General features: G+C 71.4%; 18 protein-coding genes. 9 read left to right on the forward strand and 9 right to left on the reverse strand.

Annotated features, from left to right (window positions below; all coding sequences use genetic code 11):
- Positions 1-19 precede the first annotated feature (19 nt).
- Entirely contained in the window at positions 20-586 is a 567-nt protein-coding gene (locus tag CRP49_RS22190; RefSeq protein ID WP_097254965.1) for a hypothetical protein, read from the forward strand.
- On the opposite strand, the gene CRP49_RS22195 is transcribed toward CRP49_RS22190, so the two are convergent.
- The 6 genes from CRP49_RS22195 to CRP49_RS22215 form a co-directional block, all read right to left on the reverse strand.
- Positions 583-1593, reverse strand: a complete 1011-nt coding sequence (locus tag CRP49_RS22195; protein WP_097254966.1) for an LLM class F420-dependent oxidoreductase — start codon at positions 1591-1593, stop codon at positions 583-585. The genes CRP49_RS22190 and CRP49_RS22195 overlap by 4 nt on opposite strands.
- 103 nt (positions 1594-1696) lie before the next feature.
- Positions 1697-2539, reverse strand: coding sequence for a DUF5336 domain-containing protein (locus CRP49_RS22200; RefSeq protein ID WP_097254967.1), 843 nt, complete (start codon positions 2537-2539; stop codon positions 1697-1699).
- Positions 2540-2625: 86 nt separating this feature from the next.
- Positions 2626-3591 (reverse strand): N-acetylmuramoyl-L-alanine amidase, encoded by a 966-nt coding sequence (locus CRP49_RS22205; protein ID WP_097254968.1) that lies wholly within the window; start codon positions 3589-3591, stop codon positions 2626-2628.
- 109 nt (positions 3592-3700) lie between these two features.
- Positions 3701-3871, reverse strand: coding sequence for a hypothetical protein (locus tag CRP49_RS46920; protein WP_179851707.1), 171 nt, complete (start codon positions 3869-3871; stop codon positions 3701-3703).
- A 49-nt stretch (positions 3872-3920) separates the two neighbouring features.
- Positions 3921-4577 carry a class I SAM-dependent methyltransferase gene (locus tag CRP49_RS22210; RefSeq protein WP_097254969.1) on the reverse strand — a complete coding sequence of 219 codons (657 nt, stop codon included), beginning with the start codon at positions 4575-4577 and terminating at the stop codon, positions 3921-3923.
- Between the two features lie 179 nt (positions 4578-4756).
- Positions 4757-6499 carry an MFS transporter gene (locus CRP49_RS22215; protein ID WP_097254970.1) on the reverse strand — a complete coding sequence of 581 codons (1743 nt, stop codon included), beginning with the start codon at positions 6497-6499 and terminating at the stop codon, positions 4757-4759.
- A gap of 163 nt (positions 6500-6662) precedes the next feature.
- Between CRP49_RS22215 and CRP49_RS22220 the strand changes: the two genes are divergently transcribed.
- The 4 genes from CRP49_RS22220 to CRP49_RS22235 all read left to right on the forward strand — a co-directional run bounded on the left by CRP49_RS22220 (position 6663) and on the right by CRP49_RS22235 (position 10765).
- A complete protein-coding gene (locus CRP49_RS22220) occupies positions 6663-7850 on the forward strand; it encodes a lipid-transfer protein (protein ID WP_097254971.1) in 1188 nt (395 codons plus the stop codon).
- 90 nt (positions 7851-7940) lie between these two features.
- Positions 7941-9389, forward strand: a complete 1449-nt coding sequence (locus CRP49_RS22225) for an MFS transporter (RefSeq protein WP_097254972.1) — start codon at positions 7941-7943, stop codon at positions 9387-9389.
- Between the two features lie 51 nt (positions 9390-9440).
- Positions 9441-9980, forward strand: a complete 540-nt coding sequence (locus tag CRP49_RS22230; RefSeq protein WP_097254973.1) for a SigE family RNA polymerase sigma factor — start codon at positions 9441-9443, stop codon at positions 9978-9980.
- Complete coding sequence (locus tag CRP49_RS22235; RefSeq protein WP_179851708.1) at positions 9980-10765, forward strand: hypothetical protein; 786 nt, start codon at positions 9980-9982, stop codon at positions 10763-10765. Before CRP49_RS22230 ends, CRP49_RS22235 begins: the two co-directional genes overlap by 1 nt.
- A 22-nt stretch (positions 10766-10787) precedes the next feature.
- Here CRP49_RS22235 and CRP49_RS22240 read toward each other — a convergent pair whose 3' ends face one another.
- A complete protein-coding gene (locus CRP49_RS22240; protein ID WP_097254975.1) occupies positions 10788-11399 on the reverse strand; it encodes a response regulator transcription factor in 612 nt (203 codons plus the stop codon).
- A 214-nt stretch (positions 11400-11613) separates the two neighbouring features.
- On the opposite strand from CRP49_RS22240, the gene CRP49_RS22245 reads away from it, so the two are divergent.
- The gene (locus CRP49_RS22245; protein WP_097257486.1) at positions 11614-13182 is read left to right on the forward strand and encodes an alpha-L-arabinofuranosidase B; all 1569 of its coding nucleotides are present in this window, start codon (positions 11614-11616) and stop codon (positions 13180-13182) included.
- Here the strand turns inward: CRP49_RS22245 and CRP49_RS22250 are convergent.
- On the reverse strand, positions 13160-14437 hold the full coding sequence (locus tag CRP49_RS22250) for a sensor histidine kinase (protein WP_179851709.1): 1278 nt from the start codon (positions 14435-14437) through the stop codon (positions 13160-13162). The two genes, CRP49_RS22245 and CRP49_RS22250, sit on opposite strands and share 23 nt — an antisense overlap.
- A gap of 441 nt (positions 14438-14878) precedes the next feature.
- On the opposite strand from CRP49_RS22250, the gene CRP49_RS22260 reads away from it, so the two are divergent.
- The 3 genes from CRP49_RS22260 to CRP49_RS22270 are packed head-to-tail and all read left to right on the forward strand — an operon-like array spanning position 14879 to position 17842.
- Complete coding sequence (locus tag CRP49_RS22260) at positions 14879-15790, forward strand: MaoC/PaaZ C-terminal domain-containing protein (RefSeq protein WP_097254977.1); 912 nt, start codon at positions 14879-14881, stop codon at positions 15788-15790.
- A 24-nt stretch (positions 15791-15814) separates the two neighbouring features.
- Positions 15815-16891: a Zn-dependent alcohol dehydrogenase gene (locus CRP49_RS22265; protein ID WP_097254978.1), complete on the forward strand. Its 1077-nt coding sequence runs from the start codon at positions 15815-15817 to the stop codon at positions 16889-16891.
- Between the two features lie 12 nt (positions 16892-16903).
- On the forward strand, positions 16904-17842 hold the full coding sequence (locus tag CRP49_RS22270) for a 3-oxoacyl-ACP reductase (RefSeq protein WP_097254979.1): 939 nt from the start codon (positions 16904-16906) through the stop codon (positions 17840-17842).
- A gap of 57 nt (positions 17843-17899) precedes the next feature.
- Here CRP49_RS22270 and CRP49_RS46925 read toward each other — a convergent pair whose 3' ends face one another.
- Entirely contained in the window at positions 17900-18064 is a 165-nt protein-coding gene (locus CRP49_RS46925) for a hypothetical protein (RefSeq protein ID WP_097254980.1), read from the reverse strand.
- Positions 18065-18082: the final 18 nt, after the last annotated feature.

Genomic DNA, 18082 nt, shown 5'->3' on the forward strand with positions numbered 1-18082 from the left:
GACACGTCCGGAGGACCTCGTGCCCGTACCGATACGGCGTCTCTGCGTGGCGCTCACCCTGTGCTGCGCCCTGCTGGCCGGTTCCACCGCCTGCGGAAGCAGTGAGAAGACCAGTACGAAGGACAGTGCGCAGATAGCGGCCGCCGACGCCGCCACGCCCAGTCCGAGCACGTCGGCCGAGCGCCAGAAGTTCGCCAAGACCCGGTTCGTGGCGAACGCGGGCCTCGCGGCCGGCGCGGTCTACCAGTGGATCGTCAAGCCCTGGAAGGCGGGCAAGTTCAAGAAGGGCGCCAAGGGCCGCAAGCTGACCCTGGTCAAGGCCGGCCTGGCCGGTGGCTTCGCCTACAACCGGCTCAAGGCGGCCAAGAAGAACGCCCAGGGCGACCCGCTGCTCTCCAAGGCCCTGGCGCCGCTCAGCGCGGGCATCGAGAGCCTGAAGAGCCTGCCGTCCAAGCTGCGCAGCGGCGACGAGGGCGCTGCCGGTGCCTTCGACGACATCATCAACAAGGTGAAGGACGCGGGCCAGAGCGCCGGCGCCCCGGTCAAGGACCAGGTGCCCTCGGCCTCCCAGCTGAGCGGCGGCTAGGAGTTCAGCTCCGCCAGCACCCTGAGGGTGAGCAGGTCCGGTGACAGGGCCAGCAGGTCCGTCACCGGACCCTTGCGCCACAACTCCAGCCGCTCGGCGATGCGTTCACGCGGTCCGACCAGGGAGATCTCGTCGGCGAACGCGTCCGGCACGGCCAGCACGGCCTCCTCGCGGCGCCCGGCCAGGAACAGCTCCTGGATCCGCCGCGCCTCCTCCTCGTACCCCATGCGCGCCATCAGATCGGCGTGGAAGTTGCGGGCCGCGTGCCCCATCCCGCCGATGTAGAAGCCGAGCATGGCCTTGACGGGCAGCAGCCCCTCGGCGACGTCGTCGCACACCTTCACCCGCGCCATCGGCGCCACCAGGAACCCCTCGGGCAACTCCCGCACCGCGTCCCCGTACACCTCGGGCCGGCTGGGCGCCCAGTACAGCGGCAGCCAGCCGTCGGCGATCCGGGCCGTCTGGGCGACGTTCTTGGGGCCCTCCGCGCCCAGCAGAACGGGTAGATCGTGCCGCAGGGGATGGGTGATCGGCTTCAGCGGCTTGCCCAGACCCGTGCCGTCCGGCCCCTGGTACGGCAGCGGATGGAAGGTGCCCTCCGACCGTACCGGCGCCTCCCGCCGCAGCACCTGCCGTATGACGTCCACGTACTCCCTGGTCGCGGTCAGCGGCGACTTCGGGAACGGACGGCCGTACCAGCCCTCGACCACCTGCGGCCCGGACAACCCCAGCCCCAGCATCATCCGTCCGCCGGAGAGGTGGTCCAGGGTGAGCGCGTGCATCGCGGTGGTGGTCGGCGAGCGGGCCGCCATCTGGGCAACGGCCGTACCCAGCAGGATCGTTGAGGTCTGCGCGGCGATCCAGGTCAGCGGGGTGAAGGCGTCCGAGCCCCAGGACTCGGCCGTCCACACGGAGTGGTAGCCGAGCCGCTCCGCTTCCTGCGTGAGGGGCACGTGGTCCGTGGAAGGGCCGCGGCCCCAGTAGCCGAGCGCGAGACCGAGCCGCATGCCTGCCTCCTGACGATCCGTCAGTCACTGCACGGGAGGCGACTGTACGACAACGGCCCCCGCCCGGAAGGGCGAGGGGCCGTCGGCGACGTACGGGTGGGGCTCAGCCGCGCTGGATCCCGGAGGTGTCCTGGAGTACGCCACGGCGGCCGTCCTGGGTCTGCGCGACCAGCGCGGCACCGCGCTGCTCAACGGCCAAGTACCAGGTGCCGGGCGCCAGTTCGGCGATCGGCGTCGGCGAGCCGTCCTCGGCGAACAGCTGCCGGGCCACCGGCACGGCGAACCAGAACGGCGAGAAGTCCGCACCGGCGGCCGGCTGCGGCGCCGGGGCGGCGGCACCCTGCGGGGCCGGGGCCGGCTGCTGCCCGAACGGCTGACCCGGCTGCGGCTGGGCACCGTACGGCTGCTGCGGCTGGGCACCCGGGTAGCCGTAACCACCGGGCGGCTGGGCACCGTAGGGCTGCGGGGCGGCCGGCTTGGGAGCCGGGACCAGGCCGGCCTGCAGGGCCGGGACCAGGGGGGTGGCGATGGCGGCGGCGGCCATGACCAGGGTGGCGACGAGGGCGAGGATCAGGCCCATGCCCGCGCTGGGCGCGTTGCTGTCCGAGCCGCTCCCGAGGTTGTCCAGACCGCCGACTGGGTCGATGACGTTGCCGAGCGCGCTCCACGCGGCGAACACCGCGAACGTCACGCCGAACGCGCCGAGTTCGAGGCCGGCGACCTTGGGCGGCTGCGGCAGGCCGCGGGCCACGACGATGAGCGCTGCCGCGATCAGACCCGCCAGGACGATGCTGAGCAGGACCGGTCCGCTTTCCCAGAGGTTCGGCAGGTCGACGCTGTCGGGCAGGTCGTCGTACGAGTAGTTGTCGAGGAACGACGCGATGAACAGCAACACCGCTGCTCCGATCACCACGCCGTCGCCTCTAGTGAGGGAGCGGATATTCACTTCGAAAGGTCCTTCGTGAGTCGTCTCGTCGTCGGTAGACACTATCGTCCACAAGATCCCGCTGTCCGGCCGGTTCCGCCCGCCGGTCACGACTCGCGCAGGAAACTCACGATTCCCTCAGAGATCCCTTGCGCCGCCTTCTGCCGCCAGGCGCCGCTGGTCAGCAGTGCCGCGTCCTTGCTATCGCGCATGTTGCCGCACTCGATGAAGACCTTGGGAACCGTTGACAGATTGAGACCGCCCAGGTCCCGACGTGTGACGAGACCGGTACCGTCGCCCACGTAGTTGGAGGGGGGTTCGCCGGTCACCCGGAGGAAGTTGCCCGCGACGCGTTCGCCGAGGTCGCGCGAGGAGGCGACGATCGGGCGGGTGTCGGCGGCGCCCGCGTGCACGGACGCCGGGAGGATGACGTGGAAGCCGCGGTTGCCCTCCGCCGAGCCGTCGGCGTGGATGGAGATGGCGGCGTCCGCGTGCGCCGTGTTGCCGATCCGGGCCCGCTCGTCGACGCACGGCCCCCAGGGCGGGGAGTCGCCGTCGTGCGTCAACTTCACCGTGGCGCCCTGCTGTTCCAGGATCGTGCGCAGCCGGTGGGCCACGTCCAGCGTGAACCGGGCCTCCGTGTAGCCCGAGTTGGTGGACGTGCCGGTGGTGTCGCACTCCTTCTTGTTCGTGCCGATGTCCACCTGGCGGTTGATCTCGGCCGCGTGAGAGAAGTTGCCCGGGTTGTGGCCGGGGTCGATGACGACGACCTTGCCCTTGAGGGGGCCGGAGGCGGCGGGGGCGGACGTGCTGGGCGTCGGGCTCGCCTGCTTGGCGTCGTCGGTGGCGGGCGCCGACCAGGGCTTGGCCGTGCTGGGCGAGGCGGAGGAGGCACGCGCGCCCGCACTGTCCGAGCCGCCTGGACCGCCCGAACCTCCGGACCCGCCCACCGCCTCGTACACCACCCAGCCCAGCAGCGCACCGGGCACGAGCGCGGCGAGCGCGACGGTCAGCGGCCCGCGCCGGGGCCGGCGGGGCTGCGGGGGATCGAAGTCCGGGCCTACGTACGACACGCCTGCCACCCTAGCGGCCGCACAGGTCCCGCACATGGCAGAGAGGGCCGGGCGGGTGGCCCGGCCGAGGACGACGGCGGCCGGCCCTCGGGAAACTGTGAGAACCGCCTCAGAAACTGTCGACGATCAGCCACCCGGCGACCCCGAGCACGACCAGGTACAAGCCGACACCGATGGCCCGGCCCGCCCCCTTGCGTCCGCTGCCCTGGAGCGCGGTGCCGAGGATGCCGACGAGCGGCGCCCCGAAGACGATCAGCAGGAGTCCGATCAGGAACTGCACAGCCCCACCCCCGTTGCGGACCACTCCGGTGATCCGAGCTGAGCGTAGGTCAGATCCCCGACCCGGTCCGCCGCAGCACGCGCAACGATCCGGTCACGGAGACCTCCGTGAACGCGCCCGATTCCAGCGCGCGCAGATAGACGCGGTACGGCGCCTGGCCGGTGAACTCGTCCTCGGGGTCCGGGAAGACGTCGTGGATGACGAGCAGACCGCCCTCGGCCACATGAGGGGCCCAGCCCTCGTAGTCGGCGGTCGCGTGCTCGTCGGTGTGGCCGCCGTCGACGAAGACGAGGCCGAGCGGGGAGTTCCAGATCGCAGCGATCTGCGGGGAGCGGCCGACCAGGGCGACCACGTGCTCCTCCAGGCCCGCCCGGTGCAGGGTCCGGCGGAAGGTCGGCAGCGTGTCCATCAGGCCGATCTCGGGGTCGACGGTCTCCGGGTCGTGGTAGTCCCAGCCCGGCTGCTGCTCCTCGCTGCCCCGGTGGTGGTCGACGGTGAGCGCGGTGACGCCGCTCTGCCGGGCCGCGTCGGCGAACAGGATGGTGGACCGCCCGCAGTACGTCCCGACCTCCAGCAGCGGCAGCCCCAGCCGCCCCGCCTCCACCGCCGCCGCGTACAGCGCCAGCCCCTCGTCCACGGGCATGAACCCCTTCGCCGCCTCGAACGCGGCCAGGATCTCGGGCTTGGGTGCGGCGGGGCCGGGCATGGGGCGCCTCTCGGTCGTACGACTGTCTGGGCGCCCATGCTGCCGCACCCCCGGCCACTCATGTGACAGGGGGTGCGTAACGCAGGGGCGCGGGGCTGTGTCGATATGCGGCTCCGCCGCGCGGGCGCGACCGGCCACGACGGCGCCGCAGCCGCCGGACGGCAAGCTGCGGCACCCCACTAGGCGCTGACAGTCTCCCCAGGCAACGAAAGATCCAGCTCGACAGCCCGCTCCTCCCCGGAATGCGTGGCAGAAGAGGCAAGCGGCCCATGCCCAGAGGCCTTCGCCGCCAGCACATACGCCCCCTCGGCCGGCACCGCGAGGGCATAGCTGCCGTCCGCCTCGGAGAGGGTCGCCCCCGCCTGCCGCCCCCGCCGGTCGATCAGCGTGACCTTGGCCCGGGCGACCGGAGCGCCGGAGGCGTCCAGCACCCGCCCCCGGAAGCCCCGCAGCAACTCCTCGGCCCGCTCCAGCACAGCGTCCTCCTCGCTGGTCGCACGCAGCTGGGTGTGCTGAGCCGGCCGGCCGGCCTTCGGCAGGAAGATCGCCAGCAGCAGACCCACCGCCACCGCACCCGTGGCGATCAGGAACGAAACATGGAAGCCGTGCATCGTCGGGATCTCGACCCCGCCCACATTGTTCGCCGTGTTGGCCAGCACCATGCCGATGGCGGCGCTGGAGACGGACGTACCGATGGACCGCATCAGGGTGTTCAGACCGTTCGCCGCGCCGGTCTCCGAGGCCGGGACCGCGCCGACGATCAGCGCGGGCAGCGAGGAGTAGGCGAGGCCGATGCCGGCGCCGAGGACGACGGAGGTGACGATGGTCTGCCAGGCCGCGTCCATCAGGCCGAGGCCGCCGCCGTAGCCGATCGCGATGATCAGCATGCCGATGATGAGGGTGGTCTTCGGGCCGTACCGGGCGGACAGGCGGGCGTACACCGGCGCCGTGAACATCATCGTCAGGCCCAGCGGGGCCACGCACAGGCCCGCGACGACCATGGACTGGCCGAGGCCGTAGCCGGTGGCCTTCGGCAGCTGGAGCAGCTGGGGCAGGACGAGCGAGACGACGTAGAAGCTGACGCCGACCATGATCGAGGCGAGGTTGGTGAGCAGCACCTCGCGGCGGGCGGTGGTGCGCAGGTCGACCAGGGGCGCCTGGACGCGCAGCTCGTACAGGCCCCACAGGACGAGCACGACGAGGGACGCGGCGAACAGACCGAGCGTCGTACCGGAGGACCAGCCCCAGTCGCTGCCCTTGGTGATGGGCAGCAGGAGCAGCACCAGGCCCGTGGACAGGCCTATCGCGCCGAGCAGGTCGAAGGAGCCCTCGGCGCGCATCGGGGACTCCGGTACGACGAGGAGGGTGAGGACGATGGAGAGGACGCCGAGGCCGGCGGCGCCGTAGAACAGGGCGTGCCAGTTGGTGTGCTGGGCGACGAGGGCCGCGGCGGGCAGGGCGAGGCCGCCGCCGACGCCGATCGAGGAGCTCATCAGGGCCATGGCCGAGCCGAGCTTCTCGCGCGGCAGCATGTCCCGCATCAGGCCGATGCCGAGAGGGATCGCGCCCATGGCGAAGCCCTGGAGGGTGCGGCCGACGATCATCGTGAGCAGCTGGCTGGTGAGCGCGCTGACCAGGGCGCCGACCACCATCACGGCGAGGCTGAGGATCAGCATGCGCCGCTTGCCGTAGAGGTCGCCGAGCCGGCCCATGATCGGGGTGGCCACGGCGCCGGACAGCAGGGTCGAGGTGAGGACCCAGGTGGCGTTGCTGGGGGCGGTGTCCAGCAGCTGCGGCAGGTCCTTGATGACCGGTACCAGCAGCGTCTGCATCACCGCGACCACGATGCCCGCGAAGGCGAGCACCGGGACCACGGCTCCGCCGGCCCTCCGGTCGGGCTGGTCGGTCGTCGTGTGCGTCATTGAGTGAGGCCTCCCGCGTGACATAAGTGCTGGCTAAACCTCGTATGCACAGGCAACTATTCCGTTGCTTCGGGCCTCTAATGAATCCTTGACCGATCCATGGGATTCTGATCCGCCGTCAGGGTCTGGTGTGTTGGTGGAACACGTTCTACTCTGGCGCGCCATGAAGGCCTATGTCGCCGGGGTCGGAATGACCCGCTTCGAGAAGCCCGAGACCCAGGAATGGCAGTACTGGGACATGGTGCGGGAGGCGGGGAGCGCGGCGCTCGCCGACGCCGGGGTCGCGTACACCGATGTGGAACAGGTTCCCGTCGGCTACTGCTTCCAGCCCTCGACCGCCGGCCAGCGCGCCGCCTACGAACTCGGTCTGACCGGCATCCCCGTCTACAACGTCAACAACAACTGCGCGACCGGTGCCACCGCGCTGATGCTGGCCCGGCAGCTGGTCGCGGGCGGGACGGCCGACTGCGTCCTGGCGCTGGGCTTCGAGAAGATGAAGAAGGGGGCGCTCGGGGGAGGGGCGGACGGGGGCGACTTCTCGACGTCCCCTGTCGCCCGGCACTACGGGATCATGGCCGCCCGGCACGGCTTCGAGATGACCCCGCCGACCGCGCAGATCTTCGGTGACGCGGCCCGCGAGCACATGGACAGGTACGGCACCACCGAGGCCCAGCTCGCCGCGGTCGCCGCCAAGAACCACCGCCACTCGGCGCACAACCCCTACGCCCAGTTCCGCGACGTGTACGACGTGGACGACATCCTCGCCGCGCGCATGGTGCACCGGCCGCTGACCAAGCTGCAGTGCTCGCCGACCTCGGACGGCGCGGCGGCGGCCGTGGTGGTGTCGGAGCGGTTCGCCGCGGAGCGCGCGCTGACCGGCCTGGTCGAGATCGCCGGGCAGGCCATGACCACCGACACCGAGGAGTCCTTCACGTCCGGCTCGTGCATCGACGTCGTCGGACAGCCCATGTCCCGCGAGGCGGCACGGCAGGCGTACGAGCGGTCCGGGCTCGGCATCGAGGACGTGGACGTCGTGGAGCTGCACGACTGCTTCTCCGTCAACGAACTGCTGACGTACGAGGCGCTCGGCATGTGTCCCGTCGGCGAGTCCGGCAAGCTCGTGGAGTCGGGGGCGACGACGTACGGGGGCCGCTGGGTGGTGAACCCGTCCGGTGGGCTGATCTCCAAGGGCCACCCGCTGGGCGCGACCGGCCTCGCCCAGGCCGCCGAGCTGGTCTGGCAGCTGCGCGGCGAGGCGGGGGAGCGGCAGGTGCCCGGAGCCCGGGTGGGCCTCGCCCACAACATCGGGCTCGGCGGGGCGGCGGTGGTGACGCTGCTGCGGGCGGTGTAGGCCGTACGACCCAGGGGGCGGTGTAGGTCGTACGACCCAGAAGCCGGTGGTCCGAAATGCCGATGCAAGGACCGTAACCGGGTTGAGAGCATGACACCCATGCTGGAAGCCGCCGACACCCCGCCCCTCATATCCCGCCGCGTCATGCCTGCCACCTGGGTGGTGGTGGCACTGGCCTGCGCCGGACAGTTCCTCGTCGTGCTCGACGTGTCGGTGGTGAACGTCGCCCTGCCGTCGATGCGCACCGACCTCGGGCTGAGCGCGTCGGGCCTCCAGTGGGTGGTGAACGCGTACGCCATCGCCTTCGCCGGGTTCATGCTGCTCGGCGGGCGGGCCGGTGACCTCTACGGCCGCAAGCGGATGTTCCTCGTCGGGCTCGGCCTGTTCACGCTGGCCTCGCTGGCCGGCGGCATGGCCCAGGACGGCTGGCAGCTGCTGGTGGCGCGCGCCGTGCAGGGGCTGGGCGCGGCGGTGCTGGCGCCCTCGACGCTGACGCTGCTGACGGCCGCGGTGCCCGACGGTCCGGCCCGGGCCCGGGCCATCGCGACCTGGACCGCGGTGGGCGCCGGCGGCGGGGCCGCGGGCGGACTGGTCGGCGGCGCCCTGGTGGACGTGCTGTCCTGGCGGTGGGTGCTGCTGATCAACGTGCCCGTCGGCGCGGTGGTGCTCGCCGGCTCGCTGAGGTGGCTGACGGAGAGCCGGGCGGGGGACGGGCGCCGACTCGACCTGCCGGGCGCGGTGCTGGTGACGGCGGGTCTGGCGACGCTGGCGTACGGCATCTCGCAGACCGAGGCCGAGGGGTGGACGTCGACGGCCACGCTGGTTCCGCTGGTCGCCGGGCTCGCGCTGGTCGGGCTGTTCCTCGCCGTCGAGGCCCGGACGCCGGCCCCGCTGATGCCGCTCGGGCTCTTCCGGCTGCGCTCGGTGGCGTCGGCGAACGCGGCGATGTTCCTGAGCGGTTCGGCGATGTTCTGCATGTGGTTCTTCATGACGCTGTACGCCCAGAACGTGCTCGGCTACTCCCCGCTGCTCGCCGGACTCGCGCTGGTGCCCAGCTCCCTCGCGGTGGTGCTCGGCTCCAAGCTGGCGCCCCGCTTCCTGCCGGCGCTGGGCGCGCGCACCGTGGCCGTACTGGGGGCGCTGATCGCGGTCGCCGGGTTCGCGTGGCAGTCGACGATGACCGCGCACGGCTCCTACCCGACCTCCGTCATGGGCCCGGGGATCCTGATGATGCTGGGCGCCGGGCTCTCGGCGACGCCGCTGGCCGCGCTCGCCACGGCGGGGGCGGCGCCCTCGGACGCCGGGCTGGTGTCCGGTCTGGTCAACACCTCACGCACGATGGGCGGTTCGCTGGGGCTCGCGGTGATGTCGACGATCGCGGCGGCGCGTACGGCGCACACCGGGAGCGGCGCCGGAGCCGAGGCGCTGACCGAGGGGTACGCGCTGGCGTTCCGGGCCGGGACCGGGGTGCTGCTGGGCGGGGTGGTGCTGATGCTGCTGTGGCTGCCGAAGAAAATTTCCGCGAGTTCCGCGAACTGAGGCAACGGTCCGGGCGGCCCGTGGACTCCTTTTGACATCTAGGAGGTGCCCATGGGGGATCGGAAGCAGGCTCGGAACGAGGAGTTCCAGAGCTTCATGGTCGGCCGCTGGCCGCGGCTGATGCGTACGGCATTTCTCCTCACGGGGGAGCAGCACGCGGCGGAGGACCTGGTCCAGTCGACGCTCGAACAGGTCTATGTGGCCTGGCGCAGGGTCGGCTCGGCCGACGATCCGGAGGCGTACGTACGGCGCGTGATGATCAACGCGCACGCGCGCAAGCACAGAAGAAGGCTGAAGGAGTTCCTCGCGCCGAGGGACGACTCGGGTCTGGTGCACGAGGTGCCCGACACGGGCGACCGCATCGCGCAGGCCGACGACCGCAGCGCCCTGCTCAAGGCGCTCGCCCAACTGCCCGCGCGGCAGCGGGAGGCGGTGGTCCTGCGCTACTGGGAGGACCTGACGGAGACCCAGACGGCGGAGGCGATGGGCTGTTCGGTCGGCACGGTGAAGAGCAACGCGGCCAAGGGGATCGCGAAACTCCGCGCCATACCGGGGCTGGCCGAGATGGTGACGCAGGGAGGGCGGAAGTGATGAGCGCGGACCAGAACAGGAACCACGACATGAGCCAGACGGACATCGCCCTCCTCCTCGCGGACGCCGCGGACGAGGTCGAGATCGGTATAGCCCCGGTCCAGGCGGTCATCCGCGGCGGCCGGCGACGCAGAGCCCGGCGCTGGGCGGTGGCGACGGTTACGGCGCTGGTGGTGGCCGGGTCGACGGGAGCCCTGGCGGTGACGGGGCTGCCGGGTGGGAACGGCGGCCACGGGGACCGGGGTGCGGTGGTGGCCACTCGGCCGCCGACGGCCGAGGAGCGGCACGTGTACGAGCCGCAGCGGACCGAGCTGGCCCGGGGGACGTACCGCGGCAAGGAGTGGCGTGCCGCCGTCGAGCTGTGGGGAGCGCCGCGCGACCAGGCGGAAGCGGCCCGGCAGTTCCGGGCCATGGACAAGCTGGGCCTTGAGCCGGCCGAGGTCCACAAGCCCGCCGACCTGATCGGCAAGGTCTCGTTCTTCGTGACCCGGGCCTACGGCGACCACCGCCCGCAGCAGGTGATGTTCAACACGGTGAGCAAGCTGGAGAAGTACTCGGGCACGGACCTGGAGGCCGTCGCGACCCGTCTGGGGTACGAACCCGAGAGCTCCGGTCGCCTGGTGATCGGCATGGTCGCCACCACCGCCCAGCAGGTCAAGTGCACCTGGAAGGACGGCACGAGCATCGTGGACCTGCCTCGGCGGGCGGCCGGCTTTCCGATGAGCTGGTTCGTGTGCGTGGCGCCGGAGGGGACCAGCTACCGGTCGGCGGAGGTGATCCAGTAAGGCGAGCCGGACCAGGCGGCGCTCACAGCCACCCCTGCTGCCGGGCCTCCCGCACCGCCTCCGCCCGGTTCCGTGTGCCCGTCTTGCCGATGGCGGACGACAGGTAGTTGCGGACCGTGGACTCGGACAGATGGAGCCTGCCCGAGATGTCGGCGACCGTCGCCCCGTCCGCCGACGCCTTCAGCACATCGCACTCCCGGGCGGTCAACGGATTCGGCCCGGCGCTGAGCGCGGCCGCGGCCAGCGCCGGATCGACCACGGTCTCCCCGGTGAGCACGCGCCGGATCGCCTGGGCCAGCTCCTCCACCGGCCCGTCCTTGACCAGGAATCCGGCCGCTCCGGCCTCCATGGCCCGGCGCAGATAGCCGGGCCGGCCGAAGGTGGTCAGGATCAGCACCCGGCAGTCGGGCGCCTGCTCGCGCAGTTCGGCCGCCGCGTCCAGACCGCTGATGCCCGGCAGTTCGATGTCCAGCAGGGCCACGTCCGGCCGGTGCAGCAGCGCTTCCGCCACGATCGCGTCGCCGGTCGAGACCTGGGCGACCACCTCGATGTCGTGCTCCATGCCGAGCAGCAGGGCGAGCGCGCCGCGCATCATGCCCTGGTCCTCGGCGAGGAGGACTCGGATGTTCTTCACGGTCCAAGCGTAGCCAAGGGCGGGAAATTAAAGACTCGTCATGGTTCCGGTCCGCAGGGGTTGACGGCCCCTGGGGACCCGCAAACAATCGCCTCTGCATTTCCGGTAATTGTTCGGCATTTCGACGTCGAATGAGTTCGGCATTTCGATCGAACGGCGTCCGGTATATCGACCAACACCCCGCACCGCCCTACCAGGAACAGAAGAGGTGCACGTGCTCCCCACACTCCTGCGCTCATGTCCACGGCGGCTCAGAAGCGCCGTCCTCTCCGTGCTCGCGGTCTTCGCGACCATCGCCGCGCTCGTCGTCGGCGTCGGCGCCCCGCAGGCCGCCGCCGCGAGTTCGCTGCCCTGTGACGTCTACGCGGCCGCGGGCACACCCTGCGTCGCCGCGCACAGCCTGGTCCGGGCGCTGTACTCGTCGTACAGCGGCTCGCTCTACCAGGTGAAGCGGGCCTCCGACGGCGCCACCGCGAACATCGGCCTGCTGGCCACCGGTGGATACGCCAACGCGGCCGCCCAGGACTCCTTCTGCTCCGGCACGACCTGCATCATCACCGAGATCTACGACCAGTCCCCGCGCCACAACCACCTCACCATCGAGGGCGCGGGCGGGGCCGGCGCGGCCGACGTCGGCTCGCCCGCCGACGCCCTGCCGGTGACCGTCGGCGGACACCAGGTCTACGGCCTGGAGATATCCGCCGGCATGGGCTACCGGGACAACTCCACCTCGGGCGTGGCCGTGAACGGGCAGGCCGAGGGGATGTACATGGTGACCTCGGGCACCCACGTCAACAACCGCTGCTGCTTCGACTACGGCAACGCCGAGACGAACAACACGGACACCGGCAACGGTCACATGGACGCCATCAACTTCGGCACCGAGTGCTGGTTCTCGCCCTGCTACGGGCAGGGGCCGTGGGTGCAGGCCGACCTGGAGAACGGGCTGTTCCAGTCCGACGCCGGGTACAGCAAGAACACGTCCAACACCGGCACCGGACCGCTGCCGTTCGTGACCGCGCTGCTGAAGAACAACGGGCAGAACCATTTCGCGCTGAAATACGGCAATGCGCAATCCGGCGGGCTCACGACGACCTATTCCGGCGGTGAGCCGACCGCCGGCGGGTACTCGCCGATGCACCAGGAGGGCGCGATCGTCCTCGGCACCGGCGGCGACAACAGCAACGGCTCCATCGGGTCCTTCTTCGAGGGCGTGATGACCTCCGGCATCCCGACGGACGCCGCCGACGACGCCGTCCAGTCCAACATCGTCTCCGTCGGCTACGGCGGCCCGACCGGCAGCACCGGCACGCTGGGCGCCGGCTCGGAGATCTCGCTGCGCGCGACGACCGCCTGCTGCACCACCGACTACGTCCGCCACCAGAACGACGCGGCCGTCATCTCCCCGCTGACGTCGAGCAGTTCGTCGCTGGACAAGAACGACGCCACCTGGATCGTCCGCAAGGGCCTCGCCGACAGTTCCTGCGTCTCCTTCGAGTCGCGGAGCTACCCCGGTGACTTCCTGCGCCACTACAACTACCGGCTCTACCGGCAGCCCATGGACGGCACCAGCCAGTTCCGGGCGGACGCCACCTTCTGTCCGCAGACCGGCAAGAGCGGCACGGGCACCTCGTTCGCCTCGTACAACTACCCGACGAAGTACCTGCGCCACTACAACAGCAACGTCTACATAGCCGGCAACGGCGGCTCCAACGCCTGGGACAGCAGCACGTCCTGGAGCGACGACGTCAGCTGGGCGGTCAGCGCGCCCTGGGCGCCGTAGCCACTGCCACAGCGGTCGGTTCCGTCGGCTCCACCGGGAGTTCGGCGGTGACCGCGAAGCCGCCGCGCGGCGACGGGCCGGCCCTGAGGGAGCCGCCCGCCGCCGCGAGGCGCTCGGTCAGACCCTTCAGACCGGTGCCGCCGATGCCCTCCGCGGGGCGCGTGACGGCCTTGCCGGACCCGTTGTCGGTGACGGTGAGCCGGGCCTGCTCGGCGGTGCTCTCGACGGTGATCTCGCAGCGGGTGGCGTCGCTGTGCCGGACGACGTTGGTGACCGCCTCGCGCACCACCCAGCCGAGCAGCGCCTCGGTCTGCGGGGCCAGCGGCGTCCCGGACTGGCGCACCAGCGGCTCCACGCTCGAGGCGGACAGCGCCGAGCGGGCCCGGGTCAGCTCGGTGGCCAGGCTGCCCTCGCGGTAGCCGGTCACCGCCTCGCGGATCTCGGTCAGCGCCTGCCGGCCCACCGACTCGATGTCACCGATCTGCGTGAGCGCCGCGTCCATGTCGCGCGGGGCCAGCCGCCGGGCCGCCTCCGACTTCACCACGATCACCGACAGGGTGTGGCCGAGCAGGTCGTGCAGATCGCGGGAGAAGCGCAGCCGCTCCTTCTCCACCGCCCGCCGGGCCAGCTCCTCCCGGGCCGCGCGCAGCTCCCGCACGGCCTCGGACAGGCCGAGGATCGCGGCGGTCACCATGCTCGACAGGAAGGTCGCGTACCCGATGTTCGTCGCGTCCCCCCAGTTGTCGCGGACGCCGGACACGGCTGTCGCGTACAGCGCGAGCAGCACCCCGGTGCGGCCCAGCCAGGGGCCGCGCAGGGTGGCGCCGGTCGCGAGGCCCAGCAGCGGGAAGAACATCAGCCAGTTGCCGCCGTACCCGACGGCCAGGCCCGTGGTCACCAGGCCCATCAGCCCCAGCGCCACCCGAGTGGAGACCGACTCGCGCTTCTCGCGGTCGAAGGCGCGGAAGGTGACGTAGATGTACAGCGAGTTGAAGGCGAGCAGACCGAGGCCGCCGACCCACGGGTTCGGGGTCTCGCCCTGCAGCAGATTGGAGAAGGACCCCATGCCCATCAGCAGCCAGGGCAGCAGCGCGAAGCCGGTGGGCGGCGGCCCCGGGTGGTCGACGTCCGGGGTCTTCCCGGTCTTCCGGGCGGCCTTCTGCGCGGCTTGGAACCGCTCCATGTCCGCCCGCCATCGGGCTCGCGCCTCCTGCACGGCCTGGAAGTGGCATCTTGCCCCTGCCCACCACGACATCTCTCTGTCCCCCGATCAGATGGTTGCCGCCCTGCGGCGGTACGACAGCACAGCGTACGAACCGAACGCCGGCAGCCAGATGGTCAGCACGATGATCGCACCGGGGGCGGGCCCGTGCCCCTCCGCGACGGCACAGCAACAGCGCGATCGCCGCCCACTGTCAGGCCGCCGGCCGCACCCCGTCCGCTCCGCGTCTGTGTCATGTCTAAGACGGTAGGAATCCGGGACCGGTCCCGGCAGATGCGGATGTCCGTAGTCGGGCAGTACAAATGTCACAGCCACGCCGTCTGACACAGTGTCAGGAGCCTTCACAACTGCGGAGTGCTGGGCTATACAGGGGGCGCCGGACTGGAACGCGTTCTAGATCCGCCCCTGGACGACCTCGGTGCGGCCGACGGTGCGGACGTCCGCGCCGAGGTCTTGAGACCCGTCAGGAGCCCCATGCCCATCGACGCAGCCAAGGCCCTCGCCGCCGAGCCCCGGACCGGCGAGATCACCTGGACCGCCAAGGACGTCCAGCTCTACCACCTCGGCATCGGCGCCGGCGCGAACCCGGACAAGGACAGCCCCGCCACCGACCCCGACGAGCTGCGCTACACCCTGGAGTCCCGGCTGCACGTGCTGCCGAGCTTCGCCACCGTCGCCGGTGCCGGCTCGCCCGGGGTGATCAGCGGCCTGTCCATGCCCGGCATCGACGTCGACCTGGCCAAGGTGCTGCACGGCGGCCAGACGCTGCGCATCCACCGGCCCCTGCCGGCCGAGGGCACCGCCACCGCCACCGGCCGCATCGCCGCCGTGTACGACAAGGGCAAGGCAGCCGTCCTCGTCATGCGCACCGAAGTCACCGACGCCGACGGCCCGCTGTGGACCAACGACGCCCAGATCTTCGTACGCGGGGAAGGCGGCTGGGGCGGCGACCGCGGCCCCTCCACGCGCCTGGAACCACTCACCGGCGAACCCGACCGGACCGTCGAGCGGCCCGTCCGCGCCGACCAGGCCCTGCTCTACCGCCTCTCCGGCGACTACAACCCCCTGCACGCCGACCCCGAGTTCGCCAAGCTCGCCGGGTTCGACCGGCCCATCCTGCACGGGCTGTGCACCTACGGCATCACGCTGAAGGCGGTCGTGGACACGCTGCTCGGCGGCGATGTGACCCGGGTGCGCGGGTACACCACCCGGTTCGCCGGGGTCGTGTACCCGGGGGAGACCCTGCGGATCCGGATGTGGCGGCGGGAGGGCGAGGTCCGGGTCGCCGTGAGCGCCGTCATGGGGGTCCCCCCGCTCGAGCGAAGCCGAGAGCGGGGGAGGGAGGACACGCCCGTCCTGGCCGACACCATCGTTCAGCACTCCTGAAGAGCCTCCGAGGGGAGCCGCACCATGCGCGCAGCCGTACTGCACGAGATCGGCCAGGAAAAGCTGGAAGTCATCGAGGACATCGAGGCGGTGGGCTTCGGCCCCGGCAAGGTGAGGGTCCGGATGCGGGCCACCGGGCTGTGCCACTCGGACCTGTCGGCGATGAACGGGGTGCTGCCCCAGCCGGCCCCGTTCGTGCCCGGTCACGAGGGCGCGGGCGAGATCCTCGAAGTCGGCGAGAACGTACGCCACTTGAAGCCCGGCGACCGGGTCGTCCTCTGCTGGCTGCCCGCCTGCGGCGCCTGTCCCGCCTGCAAGCGCGGCCAGACCGAGCTGTGCCTGGCCGGGTTCATGAACGCGGGCACCCCCAACTTCAAGCGCCCCGGCGGTGACGTCTTCGGCTTCGCGGGCACCGGCACGTTCGCCGAGGAGGTCGTCGTGGACGCGGGCTGCGCGGTGCCCATCCCGGACGACGTGCCCTTCGACATCGCCGCCCTCATCGGCTGCGGCGTGACGACCGGACTCGGCGCCGCCCTGAACACCGCTGATGTGGAAGCCGGTTCGTCGGTCGCCGTCATCGGCTGCGGGGGCGTCGGCATCTCCGCCGTCCAGGGCGCGCGGCTGAAGGGCGCCGCCGAGATAGTCGCCGTGGACCCGGTCGCCTCCCGGCGGGAGTCCGCGCTCAGGTTCGGCGCCACGAAGGCGGTGTCACCGGAGGAGCTGGCCGGCGCCAAGCAGCAGGTGACCGGCGGTGAGGGCTTCGACTACGTCTTCGAGGTCGTCGGCCGGTCCGCCACCGCCCGCACCGCGTACGAGAACACCCGGCGCGGCGGCACCCTCGTCGTGGTCGGCGCGGGCGCCATGGACGACTTCCTGCAGCTCAACATGTTCGAGCTGTTCTTCGACGAGAAGCGGATACTGCCCTCCATGTACGGCGGCGGCGACGTCCTGCGCTCCTACGAGCGCACCATCGCCCTGTGGCGGGCGGGCCGCGTCGACCTGGAGGGCCTGATCACCCACCGGGTGCCGCTGGCGGAGATCAACGAGGCCCTGGACCAGATGCGTACCGGGACGGCCCTGCGTACGTGCATCGAGATCTGAGGACGGACGGGCATGCCACTGCCACTTGAGGGACGGTCCGCCGTCGTCACCGGCGCCGGGCGCGGCCTCGGCCGGGCCGAGGCGCTCGAACTCGCCCGGCTCGGCGCGGCCGTCGTCGTCAACGACTACGGACAGCCCGGCCGCGACGGCTCCGGCGAGGCCTCGGCGGGGCCCGCCGAGGAGGTCGCCGCCGAGATACGCGAGACGGGCGGCCGGGCGGTCGCGCACACCGGAGACGTCGCCGACTTCCAGCAGGCCCGTCAACTCGTCGACCTGGCCGTCGCCGAGTTCGGCAAGCTGGACATCCTCGTCAACAACGCGGGCATCCTGCGCGACCGCATGGTCTTCTCCATGACCGAGGGCGAGTGGGACTCGGTGATCCGCGTCCACCTCAAGGGACACTTCAACACCACCCGCTTCGCCGCCGCACACTGGCGCGACCGCTCCAAGGCGGCGGGGGCGGCGGTGTACGGGAGGATCGTGAACACCTCCTCGGAGGCGTTCCTGGCCGGCTCCGCCGGACAGCCCAACTACGCGGCGGCGAAGGGCGGAATCGTCGGCCTGACCACCTCCACCGCCCTCGCCCTCGCCAAGTACGGCGTCACCGCCAACGTCATCTGCCCGCGCGCCCGGACCCGGATGACCCAGGACGTCTTCGCGGGCTTCCAGGAACCGGACGAGGGACTCGACCCGCTCGCCCCCGAGCATGTCGCCCCGCTCGTCGGCTACCTGGCCTCACCCGCCGCCGCCCGGGTCAACGGCCAGCTGCTCGTCGTCCACGGCGGCATGGTCGCCGTGGTGGAACGGCCACGGGTGCAGGCGAAGTTCGACAGCAAGCAGGAGACGTTCACGTACGACGAACTCGACGCGCTGCTCACCCCGCACTACGCGGACCGGCCGCCGGGGGAGACGTTCGCGGCCGCGGAGGTGCTGGGCCTCAAGCGCGGCTGACGCAAAGGAAAGAGGGGGTGCCCGTCGTGCGACGGGCACCCCCTCTTGTCTCTCCTGCTACCGCCAGGCAGCCGCCTCGGTGGTCTCCTCGGCCGGCTTGCGGTGACGCCCACGCGGAGCCGTCTCGCCGTCCTGGACCGCGACCGGCCCCCGGTGTCGGCCGTGTCCGGCCGCGTCCTGAGAGTCGGCAGACAGCGGTTGAGTCGTGCTGGTGTCGCTCATCGGAAGAATTCACCCCGT

Origin of the sequence: Streptomyces sp. Ag109_G2-15, from assembly GCF_900215565.1 — a bacterium.
Classification (GTDB): Bacteria; Actinomycetota; Actinomycetes; order Streptomycetales; family Streptomycetaceae; genus Streptomyces; species Streptomyces diastatochromogenes.

Excerpts from the sequence above, each read along its gene's own strand:
- CRP49_RS22235 (WP_179851708.1), top strand. The coding sequence starts at position 9,980 with ATGAGCGCGGACCAGAACAGGAACCACGACATGAGCCAGACGGACATC.
- CRP49_RS22210 (WP_097254969.1), bottom strand. The coding sequence starts at position 4,577 with ATGCCCGGCCCCGCCGCACCCAAGCCCGAGATCCTGGCCGCGTTCGAG.
- CRP49_RS22260 (WP_097254977.1), top strand. The coding sequence starts at position 14,879 with ATGCCCATCGACGCAGCCAAGGCCCTCGCCGCCGAGCCCCGGACCGGC.
- CRP49_RS22225 (WP_097254972.1), top strand. The coding sequence starts at position 7,941 with ATGACACCCATGCTGGAAGCCGCCGACACCCCGCCCCTCATATCCCGC.
- CRP49_RS22215 (WP_097254970.1), bottom strand. The coding sequence starts at position 6,499 with ATGACGCACACGACGACCGACCAGCCCGACCGGAGGGCCGGCGGAGCC.
- CRP49_RS22195 (WP_097254966.1), bottom strand. The coding sequence starts at position 1,593 with ATGCGGCTCGGTCTCGCGCTCGGCTACTGGGGCCGCGGCCCTTCCACG.
- CRP49_RS22230 (WP_097254973.1), top strand. The coding sequence starts at position 9,441 with ATGGGGGATCGGAAGCAGGCTCGGAACGAGGAGTTCCAGAGCTTCATG.
- CRP49_RS22250 (WP_179851709.1), bottom strand. The coding sequence starts at position 14,437 with ATGTCGTGGTGGGCAGGGGCAAGATGCCACTTCCAGGCCGTGCAGGAG.
- CRP49_RS46925 (WP_097254980.1), bottom strand. The coding sequence starts at position 18,064 with ATGAGCGACACCAGCACGACTCAACCGCTGTCTGCCGACTCTCAGGAC.
- CRP49_RS22220 (WP_097254971.1), top strand. The coding sequence starts at position 6,663 with ATGAAGGCCTATGTCGCCGGGGTCGGAATGACCCGCTTCGAGAAGCCC.
- CRP49_RS22265 (WP_097254978.1), top strand. The coding sequence starts at position 15,815 with ATGCGCGCAGCCGTACTGCACGAGATCGGCCAGGAAAAGCTGGAAGTC.
- CRP49_RS22270 (WP_097254979.1), top strand. The coding sequence starts at position 16,904 with ATGCCACTGCCACTTGAGGGACGGTCCGCCGTCGTCACCGGCGCCGGG.